Annotated in this window: 14 protein-coding genes; 3 read left to right on the top strand and 11 right to left on the bottom strand. The window is 37.8% G+C overall.

Annotation, left to right across the window (positions count from 1 at the left end):
* Positions 1 to 306: 306 nt before the first annotated feature.
* A complete protein-coding gene (locus tag GQR52_RS06700) occupies positions 307 to 1,140 on the top strand; it encodes a UDP-2,3-diacylglucosamine diphosphatase (protein ID WP_165727894.1) in 834 nt (277 codons plus the stop codon).
* A gap of 42 nt (positions 1,141 to 1,182) precedes the next feature.
* Here GQR52_RS06700 and GQR52_RS06695 read toward each other — a convergent pair whose 3' ends face one another.
* The 4 genes from GQR52_RS06695 to GQR52_RS06680 all read right to left on the bottom strand — a co-directional run bounded on the left by GQR52_RS06695 (position 1,183) and on the right by GQR52_RS06680 (position 7,318).
* A complete protein-coding gene (locus tag GQR52_RS06695) occupies positions 1,183 to 4,242 on the bottom strand; it encodes an ATP-binding protein (RefSeq protein ID WP_165727893.1) in 3,060 nt (1,019 codons plus the stop codon).
* A 277-nt stretch (positions 4,243 to 4,519) separates the two neighbouring features.
* Entirely contained in the window at positions 4,520 to 5,728 is a 1,209-nt protein-coding gene (locus GQR52_RS06690; protein ID WP_165727903.1) for an ABC transporter permease, read from the bottom strand.
* Positions 5,721 to 6,509: an ATP-binding cassette domain-containing protein gene (locus tag GQR52_RS06685; protein ID WP_007586825.1), complete on the bottom strand. Its 789-nt coding sequence runs from the start codon at positions 6,507 to 6,509 to the stop codon at positions 5,721 to 5,723. Before GQR52_RS06685 ends, GQR52_RS06690 begins: the two co-directional genes overlap by 8 nt.
* Complete coding sequence (locus GQR52_RS06680; protein WP_165727892.1) at positions 6,506 to 7,318, bottom strand: DUF3025 domain-containing protein; 813 nt, start codon at positions 7,316 to 7,318, stop codon at positions 6,506 to 6,508. The genes GQR52_RS06685 and GQR52_RS06680 overlap by 4 nt, the downstream gene beginning before the upstream one ends.
* Before the next feature lie 113 nt (positions 7,319 to 7,431).
* On the opposite strand from GQR52_RS06680, the gene GQR52_RS06675 reads away from it, so the two are divergent.
* Together GQR52_RS06675 and GQR52_RS06670 are read left to right on the top strand one after the other, a co-directional pair.
* Complete coding sequence (locus tag GQR52_RS06675) at positions 7,432 to 9,057, top strand: M28 family metallopeptidase (protein WP_165727891.1); 1,626 nt, start codon at positions 7,432 to 7,434, stop codon at positions 9,055 to 9,057.
* Between the two features lie 126 nt (positions 9,058 to 9,183).
* The gene (locus GQR52_RS06670; protein ID WP_165727890.1) at positions 9,184 to 10,359 is read left to right on the top strand and encodes a putative manganese transporter; all 1,176 of its coding nucleotides are present in this window, start codon (positions 9,184 to 9,186) and stop codon (positions 10,357 to 10,359) included.
* Between the two features lie 73 nt (positions 10,360 to 10,432).
* Here the strand turns inward: GQR52_RS06670 and GQR52_RS06665 are convergent, their stop codons facing one another.
* From GQR52_RS06665 to seqA, 7 genes are all read right to left on the bottom strand, one after another.
* Complete coding sequence (locus tag GQR52_RS06665; protein ID WP_165727889.1) at positions 10,433 to 10,798, bottom strand: DUF805 domain-containing protein; 366 nt, start codon at positions 10,796 to 10,798, stop codon at positions 10,433 to 10,435.
* Positions 10,799 to 10,947: 149 nt separating this feature from the next.
* Complete coding sequence (locus tag GQR52_RS06660) at positions 10,948 to 12,531, bottom strand: dihydrolipoyllysine-residue acetyltransferase (RefSeq protein ID WP_165727888.1); 1,584 nt, start codon at positions 12,529 to 12,531, stop codon at positions 10,948 to 10,950.
* An 8-nt stretch (positions 12,532 to 12,539) separates the two neighbouring features.
* A complete protein-coding gene (locus GQR52_RS06655; protein ID WP_008171214.1) occupies positions 12,540 to 13,517 on the bottom strand; it encodes a transketolase C-terminal domain-containing protein in 978 nt (325 codons plus the stop codon).
* The gene (locus tag GQR52_RS06650; protein ID WP_024596866.1) at positions 13,517 to 14,731 is read right to left on the bottom strand and encodes a thiamine pyrophosphate-dependent dehydrogenase E1 component subunit alpha; all 1,215 of its coding nucleotides are present in this window, start codon (positions 14,729 to 14,731) and stop codon (positions 13,517 to 13,519) included. Before GQR52_RS06650 ends, GQR52_RS06655 begins: the two co-directional genes overlap by 1 nt.
* Before the next feature lie 265 nt (positions 14,732 to 14,996).
* Positions 14,997 to 16,049 carry a succinylglutamate desuccinylase gene (gene astE, locus GQR52_RS06645; RefSeq protein ID WP_165727887.1) on the bottom strand — a complete coding sequence of 351 codons (1,053 nt, stop codon included), beginning with the start codon at positions 16,047 to 16,049 and terminating at the stop codon, positions 14,997 to 14,999.
* A gap of 121 nt (positions 16,050 to 16,170) precedes the next feature.
* Positions 16,171 to 17,808 carry a phosphoglucomutase (alpha-D-glucose-1,6-bisphosphate-dependent) gene (pgm, locus tag GQR52_RS06640; RefSeq protein WP_165727886.1) on the bottom strand — a complete coding sequence of 546 codons (1,638 nt, stop codon included), beginning with the start codon at positions 17,806 to 17,808 and terminating at the stop codon, positions 16,171 to 16,173.
* A gap of 9 nt (positions 17,809 to 17,817) precedes the next feature.
* Positions 17,818 to 18,414, bottom strand: coding sequence for a replication initiation negative regulator SeqA (gene seqA / locus GQR52_RS06635; protein ID WP_024589204.1), 597 nt, complete (start codon positions 18,412 to 18,414; stop codon positions 17,818 to 17,820).
* Positions 18,415 to 18,516: the final 102 nt, after the last annotated feature.

Below are 18,516 nucleotides of genomic sequence, written 5' to 3'. Positions count from 1 at the left end.
TAAAAGACCGTATATATGACAGCAAACCTGTCCCTGCTATCGTTGAATGACACCTTGCAATACTGGAGGAGACCATATATGAACTCTGGATAATAAATCTATCTCGAGCAGCTATTTTCAGCGCTAACTGCGTTGAATTTACTTGCAATAGGCTCGCTATTGACGCGTAAATTCGCCTTGTTTTCACTGAAAATCTCTGGCTAGAGAAAATAAATTTAAATATCACCATGATTCAATACCTTAGTAAATCTCTTAACCAGAGTTCAGGTTATTTAACTATTACACTCGATACTTTAGGGAATGAAAATGAGTAATGGCGCAAACACTAAGAAGCAACACTACCCTGCTATTTGGATATCTGATGTTCATTTAGGTTACAAAGACTGTAAAGCAGATTACTTACTCGATTTTTTAAACTCGGTAGAATCCGACACACTTTATTTAGTGGGTGATATTATTGATTTATGGTCAATGAAACGTCAGTTTTATTGGCACCCTTCGCATTATCAAGTATTAAACTCTATACAAAAAAAAGCAGCTAGCGGTACACGCGTCATTTATATTCCCGGTAATCATGACGAAACGTTTAGAAACTATATAAATCAAACGTTATTTGGTATTGAAATCCACCAGCAATTTATTCACACCACTAAAGCTAATAAACGTTTTTTACTCGTACACGGTGATGATTTTGATTCCGCGACACGCTATAACAAACTTATTAGTATCGCAGGGGATGCAGGGTACGACTTTTTATTATTTTTAAACCGCTGGACCAATCGTATTCGAAAGCTATTTGGTGGTAATTACTACTCGCTTGCATCATGGATAAAAGCTCGCGTACACAAAGCACGTGAAGCGATTAAAGCGTTTGAGAATGCTGCAATTCATGAAGCTAAAAAACAAAACGTAGACGGTATTATTTGTGGACACATACATCACCCCAAAATAAAAGTTGATGATGGGATTATATATTGTAACGATGGAGATTGGATTGAGAGCTGTACAGCGCTTGTAGAGCAGCAAGATGGAAAAATTGAATTACTACATTGGTCAGACACACAAACCGTACTCGATAGCGCCGACATAACAAAGTTAAATATATCAACTGATGCTAAACCAAAAAAATCAGCTGCATAAGCAGCTGATTCTCATTTTATAGTGTTTAACTTTGCCAAGTGATTAACTTAGCCAGGTGATTAACTTATCTTTTAGCGTTACTGGCTTGATTGGTTTAGTAATATAGTCGTTCATGCCTGCAGTTAAACAACGTTCTCTATCACCTTCCATTGCGCTTGCTGTCATAGCAATAATAGGTATGTAAGTGTAGTCTACCCCGGCCTTACTATTTCTGATTTCACTTGTTGTATCGTAGCCATTTAAATTAGGCATTTGGCAATCCATTAAAATAACATCAAAAGCTTGCTCTGTGTTTTCTCTCAATGCTTCTAATGCTTCTACACCGTCTGATGCACAGGTGATTTTTACTTTTGTACGTTTTAAAATCGCCTTTGCTACTTCAATATTAATCATATTATCGTCTACTAATAATATATGATAAGCAGATAGGTCTGGCTCTACTTGTTCTTCTGTTAAGCCTTTTGGTGGCGCTATAATGCAATCATTACTGGCACCAAATAAGCTGGCTAACTTATAGCTAAATTGATCTTGGGTAAGCGGTTTATTTAGAATGTGGCTACCCTCAGGTAATATCATTTTAGTCGGTTTATCGGTCACCATGTCGCGTAAAATTAAGACGTACTTTTTATTAAACTGCTTACAGTAATCAATTAACGCATCAATTTGAGGATGCTCATCGTCAATCAATAATAAGTCAGCCTCAAACTCTTTATGCTCACTAAAGTAGTCGAGTCTTACAATGTTTTCTGCATTTACTTTACAGGTTAGTAGCAATAAATCGCACACGTTTTTATAAACGTTATCGCGCGCTATTAATGCCGCTACGTTAATACTTGTAGCAAGTTCAATACCTGTGTTTAGTTTTTTCTCTTGTGCTACATGTAGCTCAACTGTTGCGGTAAAGGTACTACCAGCACCCTTTTCACTTATAACCGTAATATTACCACCCATTAACTGAGCAAGTTTTTTACATATAGATAAGCCTAAGCCTGTACCACCAAAATGACGGGTTGTACTTGAATCTTCTTGTGTAAACACTTCAAATAGTTTGTCTATGTTCTCTGGCGCTATACCAATTCCGGTATCTTTTATTGTAAAGCTCATTAATAACTTTGAGTCAGTAATGTACTTAGAGCCGACAGTTAAACTTACTTCACCTCGGTGGGTAAATTTAAATGCATTATTAACTAAGTTAATTAAAATTTGTTTTAGTCGATGGCTGTCGCCAATAACCATTCTGTCTATTACATCCTTAGTATCTAAAAATACTTCAAGACCTTTGCGCTGGCCCTGTAACGCTAAAGAGCTAATCATATCGCTACATACTGTAACAACATCAAATGTATGATTATCAATATCGAGCTTACCCGCTTCTATTTTAGAAAAATCGAGAATATCGTTAATCAGATTCATCAATGAGTTAGCACTGCTGTTGGCTAGCTTTAAGTAATGATATTGTTGTTCACTTAAACCATCTTCTTTGAGCATTTCAAGCATACCCAAAACGCCATTCATCGGTGTGCGTATTTCGTGAGATATATTTGCTACAAAATCACTTTTTGCTTGGCTAGCTGCTAATGCTTGGTCAATCGCGCGCTCTAACTCAATAGTCCTTTGTGATACTTTTAGCTCTAAAGTGCTATTTAATCCTTCAAGCTCTGATTGAGTATTTTTTAATGAGCTAATATTTCTCAAAATGGCCGCAACTTGGTAACGGTTATTGTAAACATCAAAAATACTGCTCAGCGTAATTGAAAAATATTGTTTGTTGCCATAACCATCTGTGTAGATAGCTTCAAATGGCATTTTTGATCCGTTTGAAATAGTCTCTTCAATACAATTATTGTCAGCGTCATTTAAATTAAACAACGAAACAAAATCAGGACTATTACCAGTAATTGAAGTACCAAAAATCTCTTTAGCTGTATTATTAAAGTGTACAACCTGACCGTTTTGCTCAATTGTAAAAATAGCATCGAGCGAATTTTCAATTACTTTGCTATTTTGCTCTTTTAAAGAATGTATTAGCAATTTACGATTTATAAAGCGTTGGTATAAAAAGGCGATAACTAAAAATATACCAAAAAACATGACCAGCATAACAATAAAGTTTTGACGTCTTTCATTCACTTTTTCAAACAATGTTTCTGAATTGACACTTACAGCAAGATCTAAAGGTAACATGGCAATATCACTATCAAACGAAATACGCTTTTTTAATGTATAAGCAATTGGGTAATTACTTAGCGGTAAAGTATCTTGCTCTGCCATTGTAGTGTCAGTTGTAAACTCTTCAGCCCACGTTTTAGCTTTATTAAATTCAAAACCAAAGCGTAGTTGAGGGTTTGGATGATATAAAAATTCACCTTCATTGTTCATAAGGTAAATTTGTATTCCTTGAGGGGATTCTACCGTTAAGCTTTTTATTAATTTATCTGCAAAGTAGTTAGTGACTAATATTGCAAATATTTTGTTATTTTCATCAAAAACTGGCTTAGCTACACGAAAAGTACTGATGTAAGGTTCTTGTATTTGTCCATTTTCACGATTGTAGTTAATTGGTGAAATATAAACACTTTTCTTATCAAGCATACTCGCTTTGATTATGTAGTCGCGTTGGCCTTTCTTTTGTAATTGCAGGCCTTGTAAGCGATTAATCTCTCCGAGTTGATTTCTATCAACCCTGACAACCTCTTGACCACCATCTTCGAGCGTAATATAGCGGGCTTGCAATATACTGTCATCAGTTTGCATAAAGCCTGTAAATATACTTGCTAAGCGCTCTTGCCAAATATCAATAGGTGTTCCAAGAATTGGATCAATGAGTTTATTTTCTTTTGCGCGAGTAATACCTTGAATAGGAGGCGTTGCATCTAAAAATCGGATTGCGGTAACACTATCTTTAAGATGTTTTTTTAGTGAAAGGCTTTTTGTTTCAAGCTCACGCTTTAACTCTATTTGAGCTGAATGGTAAACATCACTTCTTACTTTTTGATCGAACAGGTATAGAGAAGGCAAAGCTATAAGAACAAATATTATTGTTGCAACGAGCATTAATTTATTATTTTTTGTTACATTCAACAAAATATTTCTTTTTAACATTTACTTCACCATAAATTTTTATTGTTATTAGTATAGAGCATTAACGAAAGAATTGGACCATCTAACTAATCGGTTATCGTTATAATTTTTATAATAAAAAGACTAAATCATTAGTTTTATTTAGAGCACACTCTCTATATGAATTATAAATGAATGAGAGTACCCATATCGACTTACACAGACTATAAAATAGTTGTTTCAACCAATCATCCCTTTAAAATATAAAAGGTAGCCAATGCTACCTTTTATATTTTTTCAGAATGCTAAATCTATATAATTATCTAAATAATACATCTTCTCGGTTAAACCATTTAACACAAAATGCCAGTAGTCCGGCTGCAATGATTGCAGTTGCTAAAAATATTAAGCCTACAAATGTGTAATCAACAGTCCCTTTTACTATTTCTTTAATTGCTAAAGCCACGTTTGTAACAGGAATGAATGCTGTTTTAGCAGTAAGCTCCATATTTGGCATTATTGAAATAATAATAGGGAAAAACACGCCCATACTTAAGGGGGCCATATAGTTTTGTGCTTCTTTAAACGTACGTGCATAAATAGATATAGCCAGTGCCAAAGCCGAAAATATAGCAGCCACAGGCAGTAGCAATACAAATATCATCAGTAAATCGGTTACCGCTAATGTACTAAATGCCGCTTTAATAAAATCTAGATCGGCAAATGCTAACGCCAGTGCTATCCAGCAGCCCATACTTAAGACCGTTATGGTTGTGGAGGCAATGGATGTAGTTAACAAAGTTATAAATTTACCAAGCACCAGCTCTGTACGCGTAATAGGTGTAAGTAGGAGTGTTTCTAGCGTGCCGCGTTCTTTTTCGCCAGCGCCTAAATCAATAGCGGGATAAGTAGCCCCCATTAGTACTAATGGTATAAGTAAGTAAGGTAAAAAACCGCCAATTTTTTCGCCAAGGTTTTCACGTTTATCGGCTGTATCCACCTTAATTACTTCAATTGGGTTAAGAATAGATTTTTGAACAGACTCTTCAATACCAAAACTGATTAGCTTTTGAGTTTGGAGCACGTCACTGTATTCTTTTGCGAGTTCTTTAACTCGTTCGAATAAAAAGTTGATAGATTTTGAATCGTTAAACACAACCTGCCACTGGCTTTGTTCACCGCTATCTAAAGTTTGCTCAGCATGGCTTGGTAAATAAATACCCATATCAATATCGCCAGCTATAACACCAGCTTTAAGCTCTTCAATGTTATTAAAGGTTTTAGCCCCTTTATAAAGCTCAAAACTTTTGTGATAAAACACTTTATCAGTAAATTCTTGTGCATATTCACCGTTAATAATAGCATACGTATTTACTTTTTGTTCTGCGTCCATTGCTGCTTGTGAGCTTATAAATGCCATTACGGCAAACAATAACGGAAATATAGCGACAGGAAGCGCAACAACAAATAATAGCGTTTTTTTGTCGCGTAATAACTCTCTTAATTCCTTTTTAAATACCTCAAACATCATGTTTCTCCGTTAATATGTTCATAAACGCTTGATTAAGCTCATCACTATTACCTGCTTGTTTAAATTCATCTACTGTTCCGTCAAAGCAGCTAATACCTTCGTTAATTACAGCTACTCGGTCACATAAAAGTGCAACTTCATCTAAATGATGGGTAGAAAAAATAACAGGAGTACCTTGCGCCTTTAAACCCTTAATAAATTGAATAACGGTTTGCGTGGTCATTATATCGAGACCCGTTGTTGGCTCATCAAGCACAACAACTGCTGGGCGATGCACAACAGCACGCGCTATATTTGCTTTTTGCTTCATACCTGTTGATAGGTTTTCTGCGCGTTTATCTACAAACTTATGCATATCAAGCAATGTAAATAGCTCATCACAACGCGATGCAATATCGCTTTTGCTCATACCGTGGAGCTTTGCAAAATACTCTATGTTTTCTTTTACAGTTAAGCGGCCATACAAACCGGTAGAGCCCGATAAAAAACCGATAGACTTACGCCCCAGTAGCGGTTTTTTTACAATGTCGTTTCCGGCAATTGTTATTGAGCCTTCATCGGGCTTTAACGCGGTTGAAATCATTCTAAGTGTAGTTGTTTTACCCGCACCATTTGGGCCTAGCAATCCAAGTACTTCACCCTTTGCGCAGCTAAAACTCACATCTCGTACTGAGTGAAAATAATCTTTATCTTCACGAGGGTCGATGTCGTCTATTTTATTTTTTTTGTGATCTTTAGTTAGCTTAAATTTCTTTTTAAGCCCAGCAACTTCTATCATGTTCGTATCCTTCGTTTCGCTCTAAAATAATCTGTATTGTTGTAAAAAGAGTCGTCTTCGTTTTCGTCATGCCAGCCTGGCACACCTAATAAAGGCAGTGGTGAAAGCTGTTTGTTATCGGCTAAGCAGTTATCTGTATTAATCATCTCATAAAGGGCTTGGTCTAGGTACTGATATTGAGTAACTAAATCTTTACAAAATATTTCATCCGGTACACAAACAAACAATGCTTTACCCGTTAAACCTATATAAGGTTTGGTGAGCATTTCATAATTAGCATGGCCAAACATAAAAGGTTTTATTGTTTTACCCCACTCATGTTTGTGTTCAACAAATGCTGTTTTCCATTGATGATCGCAAAGCCACTGCTGCCATTTACTCTCACTTATAGCTAATACAACACCACATTCATCAAAGAGCGTTAATGCATTACGATGTTTGGTACGCTGTTGTAATCCATGTTCAGCTATATCTTGTACATGCCGCTGGTTTATAAGCGCTTTAGTTTTAGGAAATAAACACCAAATAAAGCCACCAAATAAGTCATGCCAATTCTCACTGCGTGTAGGTACAACACCCGTTTCAAAAATAACTTGTTCGTAATAACGATCGCCAAAATCTACTTTTGCATCATCTTTAAAAGTAATAGGTATATTATTCGCATTAATAGCGGTTAAAAATGGAGAAAACCACTGAGGCACCGGCCAATCTGTTAGTTCGTTAACTTTAAACAGCTCACGTAAATGCGCAAATGCACCTGTTTCTAAACTACTGATTTGCCACTGCTCGGGGGGAGTAAAACGCTTCATTTAAACCTTTAACTATTTATGCCTATAATTTACGAGAAGTTTACCGCAAAAACTGGTTCTACTTAATAGAAGTTAATATACTAATCACAACTTAAAACAAAAAAAGAGCTGACATGAAACATTATTTCTCTCTCACACTCCTCGCTACTGCTGTTTTAGCAGGTTGCGCAACAACAAGTATTACACCTACTGATGTAACAAATGGTTACAACAGTATTCAAGCAGATGAACTTGCTGAGCATGTAAAAGTACTGGCATCTGATGAGTTTGGTGGTCGTGCTCCTTCATCACCAGGCGAAAAGCTAACGCTTGATTATTTAACTGCGCAGTTTAAAGCTTTAGGTTTAAAACCAGGTAATGGCGACAATTACTTACAAGAAGTGCCATTGGTTTCTTTAGAAGCTGATTCGAACATGGTGCTTAGTATTGGCGGTAAAGACTACCAATACAAAAAAGACATGGTTATGGGTAGCAGTCGCATAAGCGCTCAAGAAGGCATAGAAAACTCTGAACTTGTATTTGTAGGCTACGGCGTTAACGCACCTGAATACAATTGGAATGATTACGAAGGTTTAGACGTTAAGGGCAAAACGGTTGTAATGCTGGTTAACGATCCGGGTTTTGCAACAAAAGACCCTGCTTTATTTACTGGCGACGCAATGACCTATTATGGGCGTTGGACATACAAATACGAAGAAGCGAGTCGCCGTGGTGCTGCAGGTGCAATTATTATTCATGAAACAGCACCTGCATCTTACCCGTGGTCAGTAGTTGAAAACTCATGGAGCGGTGAGCAGTTTGGTTTTCAAAAAGAAAACAACAACATGGACCGTGTAGCCGTTGAAGGCTGGGTTACAACTGACGTAGCAAAAGAGCTTTTTACTAAAGCAGGTTTAGATTTTGATACCGTTAAAACGAATGCTGCCAAAGGTGCTTACCATGTTGATATGGGCGATTTAACTGCTTCTGTTACTATTAAAAACACGATTAAAAAATCGGTGTCATATAACTTTATCGCCACTTTACCTGGTAGTGAAAAACCAGATGAGCATGTTATTTACTCAGCTCATTGGGATCACTTAGGCACAGATAAAACACGTAAAGGCGATCAAATTTATAACGGTGCTCACGATAATGCAACGGGTACAGCGGGTCTTATTGAAGTAGCTGAAGCTTTTACTAAATTACCTAAGCATCCTAGCCGCTCGATGACCTTTTTAGCTGTAACAGCTGAAGAGCAAGGCTTATTGGGTTCTAAATACTATGCGGCAAATCCCGTGATTGCAGCGAATAAAACCGTTGCTAACATCAATATGGATAGCTTAAATTTATTAGGCAAAGTAAAAGATATGAACGTGGTTGGTATTGGTAAATCTCAAATGGATGAGTTTTTAACTAATGCAGCTAAAGAGCAAGGCAGAACAATATCTGGCGATCCTAAACCATCATCGGGTGGTTACTACCGCTCTGATCACTTTGCATTTGCAAATATGGGTATTCCGGCAATGTATGCAGGCGGTGGAACTGTGGCTGCTGATGAAGAAACAGCTAATTATCGTAAACGCATGAGCTTAGTACTTCGCGGTTGTTACCATCAACCGTGCGACCGCTACCGTGATGAATGGGATTTATCGGGTGCTGTTCAAGACTTACAATTATTTTATAAAGTAGGTTTTGATATTTCTGAAACAGAACAGTGGCCAACATGGAATACAAACTCTGAATTTCAGCGTAAGTAGCCTTATTTGAGTTTACTTATCGAAAAATTCAAAGTGAGTAATCGATTTAAATAGATGTAAATGATATTGATTATCATTTAATTAAAATATACAGTGTGACCTAGTTAATTTATTAGGTCGCATTGTATGATTTCACTCCCTCACATTGGTTTTATTACTCCTGCCTCAAAACGATTTTTGAGCCAAAATAAACGCTTACTGCTGCCTTTATTTATTTTAACTTGCCTTGCAATACCGCAATTACGCGAAATAACAATGACCGCACTGAGTGATGCATTTTTTCAAGTGAGTGTGTTTGTTGCTGCTACCCTTTTAATTTATTACTACGCTATAGAACACTTACCTCAATTAGAGCTTAGTTATTTAAGTGCCAAGTCCCCTATTTTAGAAATTAGCTTTGCAGCGGTTTTAGGTGCATTACCTGGCTGTGGTGGCGCTATTATTGTGGTTACTCAATTTACAAAAGGCCAAGCAAGCTTTGGTGCTATTGTTGCTGTGCTAACAGCTACAATGGGAGATGCAGCATTTTTATTACTTGCTACCCGCCCTACTGAAGGCTTGTTAATTATGGGAATAGGGTTAGTTGTGGGTACATTCAGTGGTTTACTGGTTAATACAATACACAAAAAAGACTTTTTACGCCCAACAGCGCAAGAACAAAACCACCAAATTAAAATACTCTCAACTAACATTATTAAAATCAGTAAACCAGTTTGGATGATAGCAATTATCCCAAGCCTTATTATTGCCTTTTTAATCGCCTTTAATATTGATTTTAGTCAGTTTGGTAAGTACACAAATACAACTATTAGTATTTTTGGCGCTGCTATGGCTTTGTTTATTGTTAGTATTTGGGCACTTTCGTCAAGAGGTGAAAGCTATCAAGAAGTAACGTCAGAAGACGATGCATGTAACCCCACCTCTAAAATAATAAAAGTATTACAAGATACCCATTTTGTAACGGCATGGGTTGTAGCCTCTTTTATGCTATTTGAGATTTTGGTTAACATTGCAGGACTTGATTTAAAAACGTGGTTTGTACATTACGCCTATTTAGCCCCATTAATTGCAGTGCTTATTGGATTTTTACCCGGCTGTGGCCCGCAAATAATTGTTACAACGCTTTATATTCAAGGCATTATTCCCTTTAGTGCTTTAGCAGGAAACGCAATTTCTAACGATGGTGATGCGTTATTTCCAGCAATAGCAATGGCGCCCAAAGCTGCAGTTATAGCTACACTTTATACGTCTATTCCCGCATTAATAGTTGGTTATGGGTTGTATTTTTTTGCTGAAATCTAAAAATATATTGTAAATAACAAATACAAAAAAGCTCAGCAATTGCTGAGCTCTTAACATGTTGAGTTATGCTTACTTATACTGTTGCAGGTTCTACTGCTAATTCTTTTGGATTTGGACCAAAATCGTTTTCGCCTTCTTGTGAATCTTGAGCAAGGAAAACAATTAAAACAATCCAGCCAATTACTGGCACTAACCAAAGTAGCTGCCACCAGCCTGAACGACCAGTATCATGAAGGCGACGTGCGCCTGCACTTAGTTGAGGGATCAATAAAGCTAAGCTATATATTGTGCTTACGAACATTGTGTTTGTAATACCATCTACAACACTTGTTAAAAGCGAAAAAACAATATTAATTAGTATAAACATCCAATATGCTTTACGACGATTACGGCCTGAAAAATCTGCGTAGCTACGCAACGCGTTCATATAATGTTCCATGAAATTTCCTTAGTGTTATTTTTTATATTCCCTAACGGGGTTAACTTTATTACTTTTTAGTAACATTTGTATCTTAATTAAAAACAGCTGACATTAAAACAAAAAACCAGCTAAAAGCTGGTTTTTATTACATATTAACAATTTAGCTATTAACTCATAGCCATCATCATTGCCGATGGGTTTTCTAAGTACGATTTCCATAGGTTATTAAAGCGAGCAATAGTGCCGCCATCAATAACGCGATGATCGCCAGACCAGCTCACTTGCATAATAGCTTTACTCACAACCTGCCCACTTTCATCAAAACGCGGTAGATGCTGCAGTTTACCTAGCGCAACAATAGCCACTTCTGGTTTATTAATTATAGGGGACGCGATAGTGCCGCCAATAGCACCAATGTTAGAGATGCTAATTGTCCCACCTTTTAAATCATCGGGTGCAACACGGCCTTCTCGCGCAGAATGAGTTAAACGGGTTAAATCATTTGCCACATCAACAATGCTTTTACTCTGGCACGATTTAATATTAGGCACTAACAAGCCAATTTTAGAATCAACCGCTATACCGATATTATGATCGTTATAATAGGTAAGCTCTGAGCATTCATCGTTCACTTTTGAATTAAGTACAGGGTACTCTTTCATTGCTAGCGAGAGTGCTTTTACAAAAAATGGCATCATGGTGAGCTTAACGCCTTGTGCTTTATACTGCTCTTTTAAAGCGCTACGCAAAGCTATAAGCTGTGTTAAGTCTATTTCATCACTAAACGTAAAGTGCGGAATAGTTGAAACCGAAGCTACCATTTGCTTGGCCATGGCCGCTTTAATACCTTTAATTTGCTCTACTCGTACGCCACCGCTTTGATTCTGTGTTTGGTTTTGTACTGCACTTTGAGAAGCATCGCTATTAAGCGGTGAAGTATCAATAGTATTTGGCACTTCGCCTTTTACAAACTCTTCAATATCTTGCTTGTAAATACGTCCATTTTTACCACTACCTGGTACACAGGTTAAATCAACATCTAGCTCACGTGCTTTACGACGAACCGCAGGTGATGCAACCGCTTTTTGATTGATAACTTTAGCAGTTTGCTGTGTTTTAACAGGGGCAACTTTTTCAGCGACGGCATTAGTTTGAGCCTTTACGACCGCTTGGTTTATATCAACATTTGGTTTTGCTGCACTGCCTGCAATTGTCATTTGAAACAACGGGCTATGTACTTTTGCTATTTCACCTTTCTGGTAATATAGTTTTTTTACTGTGCCTGTATATTTTGCCGGAATTTGTACTAATGCTTTGTCGGTCATTACGTCACAAACCGCTTGGTCTTCTTCTATTTCGTCGCCTTCAGCAACTAACCAATCAACAATCTCACACTCAACAATACCTTCACCAATATCCGGTAATATAAAGTCCTCAACCACATCAGCTGCATCATTAGTTTTATTTTCAGCTTGTACTGGCTCTTGTACTACTTCATTGCTAATGCTTTCACCTGCTACATCCATAGCGAATAAAGGGGCATGTACTTTAGCAATCTCACCTTTTAGATAATATAGCTTTGAAATAACGCCATCATGCACTGCCGGAATTTGTACTAATGCTTTGTCTGTCATAACATCGCAAATTGGCTGATCTTCAGATACGGTATCGCCTTCTTGTACTAGCCATTCAACTACTTCGCATTCAACAATGCCTTCACCAATATCGGGTAATATAAAATCTTTAGCCATGGTAACCCCTAAAAATCCATTGATTGTTTAATTGCAGCCAACACTTTTAGTGCATCCGGTACGTATTCTTTTTCAAGTGCCAGCGGGTATGGCGTATCTAGACCACATACACGTAAAATTGGCGACTCTAAATGCAAGAAACACTCTTGTTGTATTGTCGCGGCTATCTCTGCACCAAAGCCATTGGTTATAGGCGCTTCATGACTCACGATTAAACGGCCGGTTTTAATAACCGATTTAGCAATCGTTTCAACATCCCATGGTAAAATACTACGAAGATCAATAACTTCACAGCTTATACCTTGCTCACTTGCTTGCTTTGCTGCATCTTCAATAATCTCCATTTGAGCACCCCACGCTAAAAGCGTAATATCGGCCCCCTCTTGTACTACTTCAGCCGTGCCTAATTCAATACTATAATCTTCTTCTGGCACTTCGCCAATTGATGCACGATATAAACGCTTAGGCTCAAAAAATATGACCGGGTTATCATCTTTAATTGATGCACGTAATAAACCTTTAGCTTGATAAGGGTTACGCGGTACAACTACTTTCAAACCAGGTGTGTGCGCAAAATACGCCTCGGGTGATTGTGAATGGTATAAACCACCGGCAATACCGCCACCATAAGGTGTACGAATAGTTAAGTTACCGACATTAAATTCATTACCACTGCGATAACGAAATTTAGCGGCTTCATTTACTATTTGATCAAACGCTGGGAAAATATAATCAGCAAATTGAATTTCTGCCAATGCAGGCGCACCAAAAGCAGCTAAACCATTAGCAAAACCTAAAATACCTTGCTCGGTTAAAGGCGTATTAAAAACACGATGTTTACCGTACTTCTCTTGCAAGCCCGATGTTGCTCTAAATACACCACCGAAGTAACCAACATCTTCACCAAAAATACAGGCTTGAGGGTGTTCATTCATCGTAATATCGAGAGCAGAGTTAATTGCGTGGAGCATGTTCATTTTAGCCATTACTTAATTCTCCCTGCGGTTACTGGGTAAGCATCTGGATGCTGTTTTATATGTTCTTTTAGTTGCTCGTACTGGCGTTGCAGTAATGGAATTGGTGTATCGTAAACGTCAGATACCAGTTCTTCTAAAGCGGGCTTTGCAACAACTTCAGCACGTTTAAGCGCTGCTAAAATTTCTTCACGAATCGACTCTTTTGCTTTTATATCGTCTTCTTCGTTTAACCAGTCTTGCTTGACCAGCCATTTTCTAAATTTATCAATAGGACACGTTTGATGATTCGCTTCTTCATCTTTAGAGCGATAACCACTTGGATCGTCTGACGTAGAGTGCGCACCCAAACGATAAGCAATCGATTCAATAAGTACAGGTTCACCTTGTGTTGAGGCTATTTCGCGTGCTTTTTTAGTTGCCGCATAAACAGCAAGTGCATCTGTGCCATCAACACGAATTGTTTTAATGCCATAACCCACACCACGCGACGCAATACCGTCGCCTTTAAACTGCTCATCAGCAGGGGTAGATATGGCATAGCCGTTATTACGTGCAAAAAATATAACCGGCGCTTTGTGAACAGCGGCCATATTTAAACCGGCATGAAAGTCACCTTCAGATGCAGCACCTTCACCAAAGTAACAAATAGTCACATTATCAATTGTGCTGGCAAGCTCGCCTGTTTTAGCGTCGATGTGCTTTATTTTTTGGCCATATGCATAACCCGTTGCCTGTGGTATTTGCGTACCCAATGGCGATGAAATCGTCATGTAGTTTAGCGCTTTAGACCCATAATGAATTGGCATTTGACGGCCTTTGCCTAAATCCAATTCATTTGAAAACATTTGGTTCATAAATTGATCAAGCGTAAAGCCACGATAATGCAGGGCTGCCTGTTCACGATATTGAGCCATGATCATATCGTCTTGATCCAGTGCAGCAGCAGAGGCTGTAACTGCGGCTTCTTCGCCTAGGCATTGCATATAAAAACTAACACGGCCTTGGCGCTGCGCGCCTTGCATACGTTCATCTAACAAACGTATAAAACGCATTGTTTCATATAACTTAATAGCGGTATGTTTTGAAATGTCAGGTGCGGTTGCACTAGGATGAATGTCGCCGTCCTCAGTTAAAATACTAAGGGTTGGAATATTAAGCGCTTGACCATCAATAAATTCAAGCTCGTGGTTAATATTCAGCGATACGTTATTTGGATTACTCATAACCTACCTTCTTTTGTTGTCAGTAAAACAGTGCCCCTTTAAATTATTATTGTGGGTGATTGTTGCTGGTTAAACTTTGCAACATCTGCACTATCTTTAATTAAAGCTGCCAACACTTTACGTTAACGTAAAGTGTTATTCAACAGATCTGGGACGAAACAAAAGCAAATACTGGTTAAATAAGTGGCAAGTTAACGATACGGTTACTTTAATTAATAGTAATCATATAGTTAACTTTAAGTTACTAGTGGTCTGATGAGTTAAATTAGACGAAATTGCTATCAATATCCATTGGAATAACAGTAAGGAGTGCTCTTTGCCCTAATGCTACGCTCGCATTTGGAAAAATAATAGCCTCTCCTTCAACGTCAGCGTAAATCGCTGTATCACCGTCGGTTGCAAGTAGTGCACCTTTCGCAAAGCCAGTAAAGTTCTCGGCATCGTCAGAAAAAGGAAAGCTAAAATCGTTCTGCGTTCTATTTATTGTGCGATGGACAGCAAACAATTCAAAATCGTTTGCATTAAATTCAGGATATTTAACTTCATTTTGACTAATTAATGCAGTTAAGGTTTGCTTTGTTTTTTCAAAGCGAGCCATATCGTTTTGACCAAATGGCTTAACTTGACCCAGCTCTACCGTAAAAGAATCAGCACCGTGTATAAATGACGAATAATAGCTAAATGTTGTTGCAGGAGATTTCATCATAAGCACGGTATTTACACCACAACTCAATAAAAATTGTAGCTGCGACTTTTTCCATGGCTTACCATGTAAAAATGGATACACAGCAAATTTTTCGTTTTTAGAGCCTCTAATTGCAGTGTGTAAGTCGTAATGACATCGCGTACTGCCTTGCTCGCCACGTGTATAAAAATCGCTTACGTACTGCTCAAGCTTTGCAGCGCGGTTTCGCTCATTATTCATTGGTACACCTTCAATTGTATGGTGACCATTAAATAATCTATTTAAGTTTTCTTCTACAAAACGCAGGCCAATATTAATTGATTGTGGATTACCGTAAATAAACAAAACACGCTGCTTAAGTATCAGCTCGCCTTTTATAATTTGTTTAATAAGTGCATCACAAATTTCAATTGGCGCAGTTTCGTTACCGTGTACAGCGCTTGAATAAACTACATCTTTTGACGTTATAACAGCAGGTTGAAACTCAATGACTCCGGTATCGTGTATATTTACACGAGTCCCATTATCTAAAACAAACTCACCTGCATCTAAATGCCATTCGTTGTCACGACTAAGCGTTAAAAAATCGCCTGTTTGTTTTAATTCATTTAAGTAAGATGGATTGGCTGACATATAATAAGCCCTTTAAAAATAATGTGAGAGTAGACTCTTATGCATATATTTTTATAAATACACAAGGTATAGAAACGAAAACGGCTGAATAAATCAGCCGTTTTAAAATTATTAGATTAAGTTAGCTTATAACTGAATCTACAAGCTTTTTAGCTTCTTTTTCAAGTAACGCTAAATGCTCTTCACCTTTAAATGATTCAAGGTATATTTTATAAATATCTTCAGTACCTGATGGACGGGCTGCAAACCAGCCATTTTCAGTAACCACTTTTAAACCACCAATGGCAGCATCGTTACCTGGTGCATGAGTCAATTTTTGCAAAATAGGCTCGCCAGCAAGTGTATCTGCTTTTACATCAGAAGCACTCAATGCTTGTAAACGTGATTTTTGACCGCTTGTGGCTGGTGCATCTAGGCGTTTATAAATTGGAGAACCAAACTCTTGTTCTAATTCTTTATAAAGCGCTGATGGCGTTTTACCTGTCACAGCAAGTATTTCTGCAGCGAGTAGACCCATAATGAAGCCGTCTTTATCTGTACACCATACAGAGCCATCAAAACGTAAGAATGCAGCACCTGCGCTTTCTTCGCCACCAAAGGCAAGCTTGCCTTTGCTTAAGCCTTCAACAAACCATTTAAAGCCTACTGGTACTTCTTTAACCTTACGGTTGTTACGAGCAGCTACTTTGTCGATCATAGAGCTAGAAACCAATGTTTTACCAATTTCTACGCTTGAGTTCCAATCACGGTGTTTAAGTAAGTAATCGATTGCGACTGCCAAAAAGTGGTTTGGATTCATCAAACCATCTGGCGTTACAATACCGTGACGATCGTAGTCAGGGTCGTTACCAATAGACACATCAAAATCATCTTTTAGTGCAATAAGATTTGCCATTGAATAAGGTGATGAACAATCCATACGAATTTTGCCGTCTTTATCAAGTGGCATAAAAGCAAAACGTGGATCAACAACATCATTAACTACGGTTAAATCTAAATTATATTTTTTTGCAATGACTGGCCAAAAATTAATACCTGAACCACCTAGTGGATCAATACCAATTTTAATACCTGCATCGCTAATTGCTTTTAAATTAACGATATTTGCTAAGTCATCAATATAAGGAGTCATTAAATCTTCGTAGCGGATAAAGCCAGAACGCGATGCCTTAGCGAATGGGAATAACTCAACTTCAACTAAATCTTCTAGTAAAAGTTGATTAGCTCTGTCTTCAATCCATTTAGTGACGTCGGTATCTGCTGGTCCGCCATTAGGTGGGTTGTATTTAAAGCCACCATCTTCAGGAGGGTTATGCGAAGGCGTAACAACAATCCCGTCTGCTAATTCATTTGGGTGTAGCTTATTGTGGCTAACGATTGCATGGCTAATCACTGGTGTTGGCGTAAAATCACCATCTTCTTGTGTGATCACTTGCACTTCATTCGCAACAAGTACTTCTATTGCAGAGTTAAATGCGGCTTCACTCAATGCGTGTGTGTCTTTGCCTAAAAATAACGGACCAAATATGTCATTTTGTTTTCTGTAATCACAAATAGCCTGAGTAATCGCTAGAATGTGTGACTCGTTAAATTTAACATCGTAAGAACAACCACGGTGGCCTGAGGTACCAAAGGCAACACAATGCTCTGGATTTTGTTCAAGATCAGGTTCATTTAAGTAATACGCAGATACTAATTTAGGTACGTTAACCAGTGCCGATTGTGGAGCAGTTTTGCCTGCGCCTGAGTGAATAGCCATTATATTTCCTTACAGGTAATCGCGAATTTTTTCAGCTTGCTCTGCACTATATCCAAGGCAAAGAGCAACTTCATGAAGCATCATTTTTTTACGCGTTGTATTAGAATTAGTCATAACCCAATATTCACTATCGGTTATGTTTTTAGGATTCATACTACTACCGCTATTTACTAAAGCTTCTTTACTAGTAGCAAAGTAAACACGGTCACGCCCTTTTATGTCTAATACCGCAGAAAAATCAGTTTTATGTGTGCGGTAAAATGCACTTAAAATAAACAAAAAGCGTCCAACAACACCTTTTTGCATTGCCAGCTCTTCTTTATTTAATACATTAAAAACATTATCGCTTTTTTGCTTCACGGGTGCGTGAGCTACAGGCGTTTGTTTTTTTGAAGTCTCAGCAGCAGATGGCTCTGAGCTTTTTAATGTGGCGGTAGACGTAGTCGCAGTTTGATTATTTTGAGTTAGTTCTACGTTTGCGGTTTGAATTTTTTCGCCGCTCAGATTTAATAAACGACGTAAAATAGTGGATGCACTTTCACCAATACTTTGCGTATTGCTAGCAATATATTGATATAACTCGTCGTCTATGTCGATTTGTTTCATGTTCTTCCTGTCATTACGGGTCACATTTTTTTCTCCCGTGTGATTATACCCAAACCAATCAGAAATGCGAGTTACAACAAGCACTCCCGTAAACATATTAAT

This window comes from Pseudoalteromonas sp. 31A1 (assembly GCF_011378815.1).
Lineage (GTDB): Bacteria > Pseudomonadota > Gammaproteobacteria > Enterobacterales > Alteromonadaceae > Pseudoalteromonas > Pseudoalteromonas arctica.
This window is presented reverse-complemented; position numbering and strand designations above follow the sequence as displayed.

Bases quoted from the DNA above. Each gene is read 5' to 3' on its own strand.
- GQR52_RS06700 (WP_165727894.1), top strand. From the start codon at position 307: ATGAGTAATGGCGCAAACACTAAGAAGCAACACTACCCTGCTATTTGG.
- GQR52_RS06695 (WP_165727893.1), bottom strand. From the start codon at position 4,242: ATGTTAAAAAGAAATATTTTGTTGAATGTAACAAAAAATAATAAATTA.
- GQR52_RS06690 (WP_165727903.1), bottom strand. From the start codon at position 5,728: ATGTTTGAGGTATTTAAAAAGGAATTAAGAGAGTTATTACGCGACAAA.
- GQR52_RS06685 (WP_007586825.1), bottom strand. From the start codon at position 6,509: ATGATAGAAGTTGCTGGGCTTAAAAAGAAATTTAAGCTAACTAAAGAT.
- GQR52_RS06680 (WP_165727892.1), bottom strand. From the start codon at position 7,318: ATGAAGCGTTTTACTCCCCCCGAGCAGTGGCAAATCAGTAGTTTAGAA.
- GQR52_RS06675 (WP_165727891.1), top strand. From the start codon at position 7,432: ATGAAACATTATTTCTCTCTCACACTCCTCGCTACTGCTGTTTTAGCA.
- GQR52_RS06670 (WP_165727890.1), top strand. From the start codon at position 9,184: ATGATTTCACTCCCTCACATTGGTTTTATTACTCCTGCCTCAAAACGA.
- GQR52_RS06665 (WP_165727889.1), bottom strand. From the start codon at position 10,798: ATGGAACATTATATGAACGCGTTGCGTAGCTACGCAGATTTTTCAGGC.
- GQR52_RS06660 (WP_165727888.1), bottom strand. From the start codon at position 12,531: ATGGCTAAAGATTTTATATTACCCGATATTGGTGAAGGCATTGTTGAA.
- GQR52_RS06655 (WP_008171214.1), bottom strand. From the start codon at position 13,517: ATGGCTAAAATGAACATGCTCCACGCAATTAACTCTGCTCTCGATATT.
- GQR52_RS06650 (WP_024596866.1), bottom strand. From the start codon at position 14,731: ATGAGTAATCCAAATAACGTATCGCTGAATATTAACCACGAGCTTGAA.
- astE (WP_165727887.1), bottom strand. From the start codon at position 16,049: ATGTCAGCCAATCCATCTTACTTAAATGAATTAAAACAAACAGGCGAT.
- pgm (WP_165727886.1), bottom strand. From the start codon at position 17,808: ATGGCTATTCACTCAGGCGCAGGCAAAACTGCTCCACAATCGGCACTG.
- seqA (WP_024589204.1), bottom strand. From the start codon at position 18,414: ATGAAACAAATCGACATAGACGACGAGTTATATCAATATATTGCTAGC.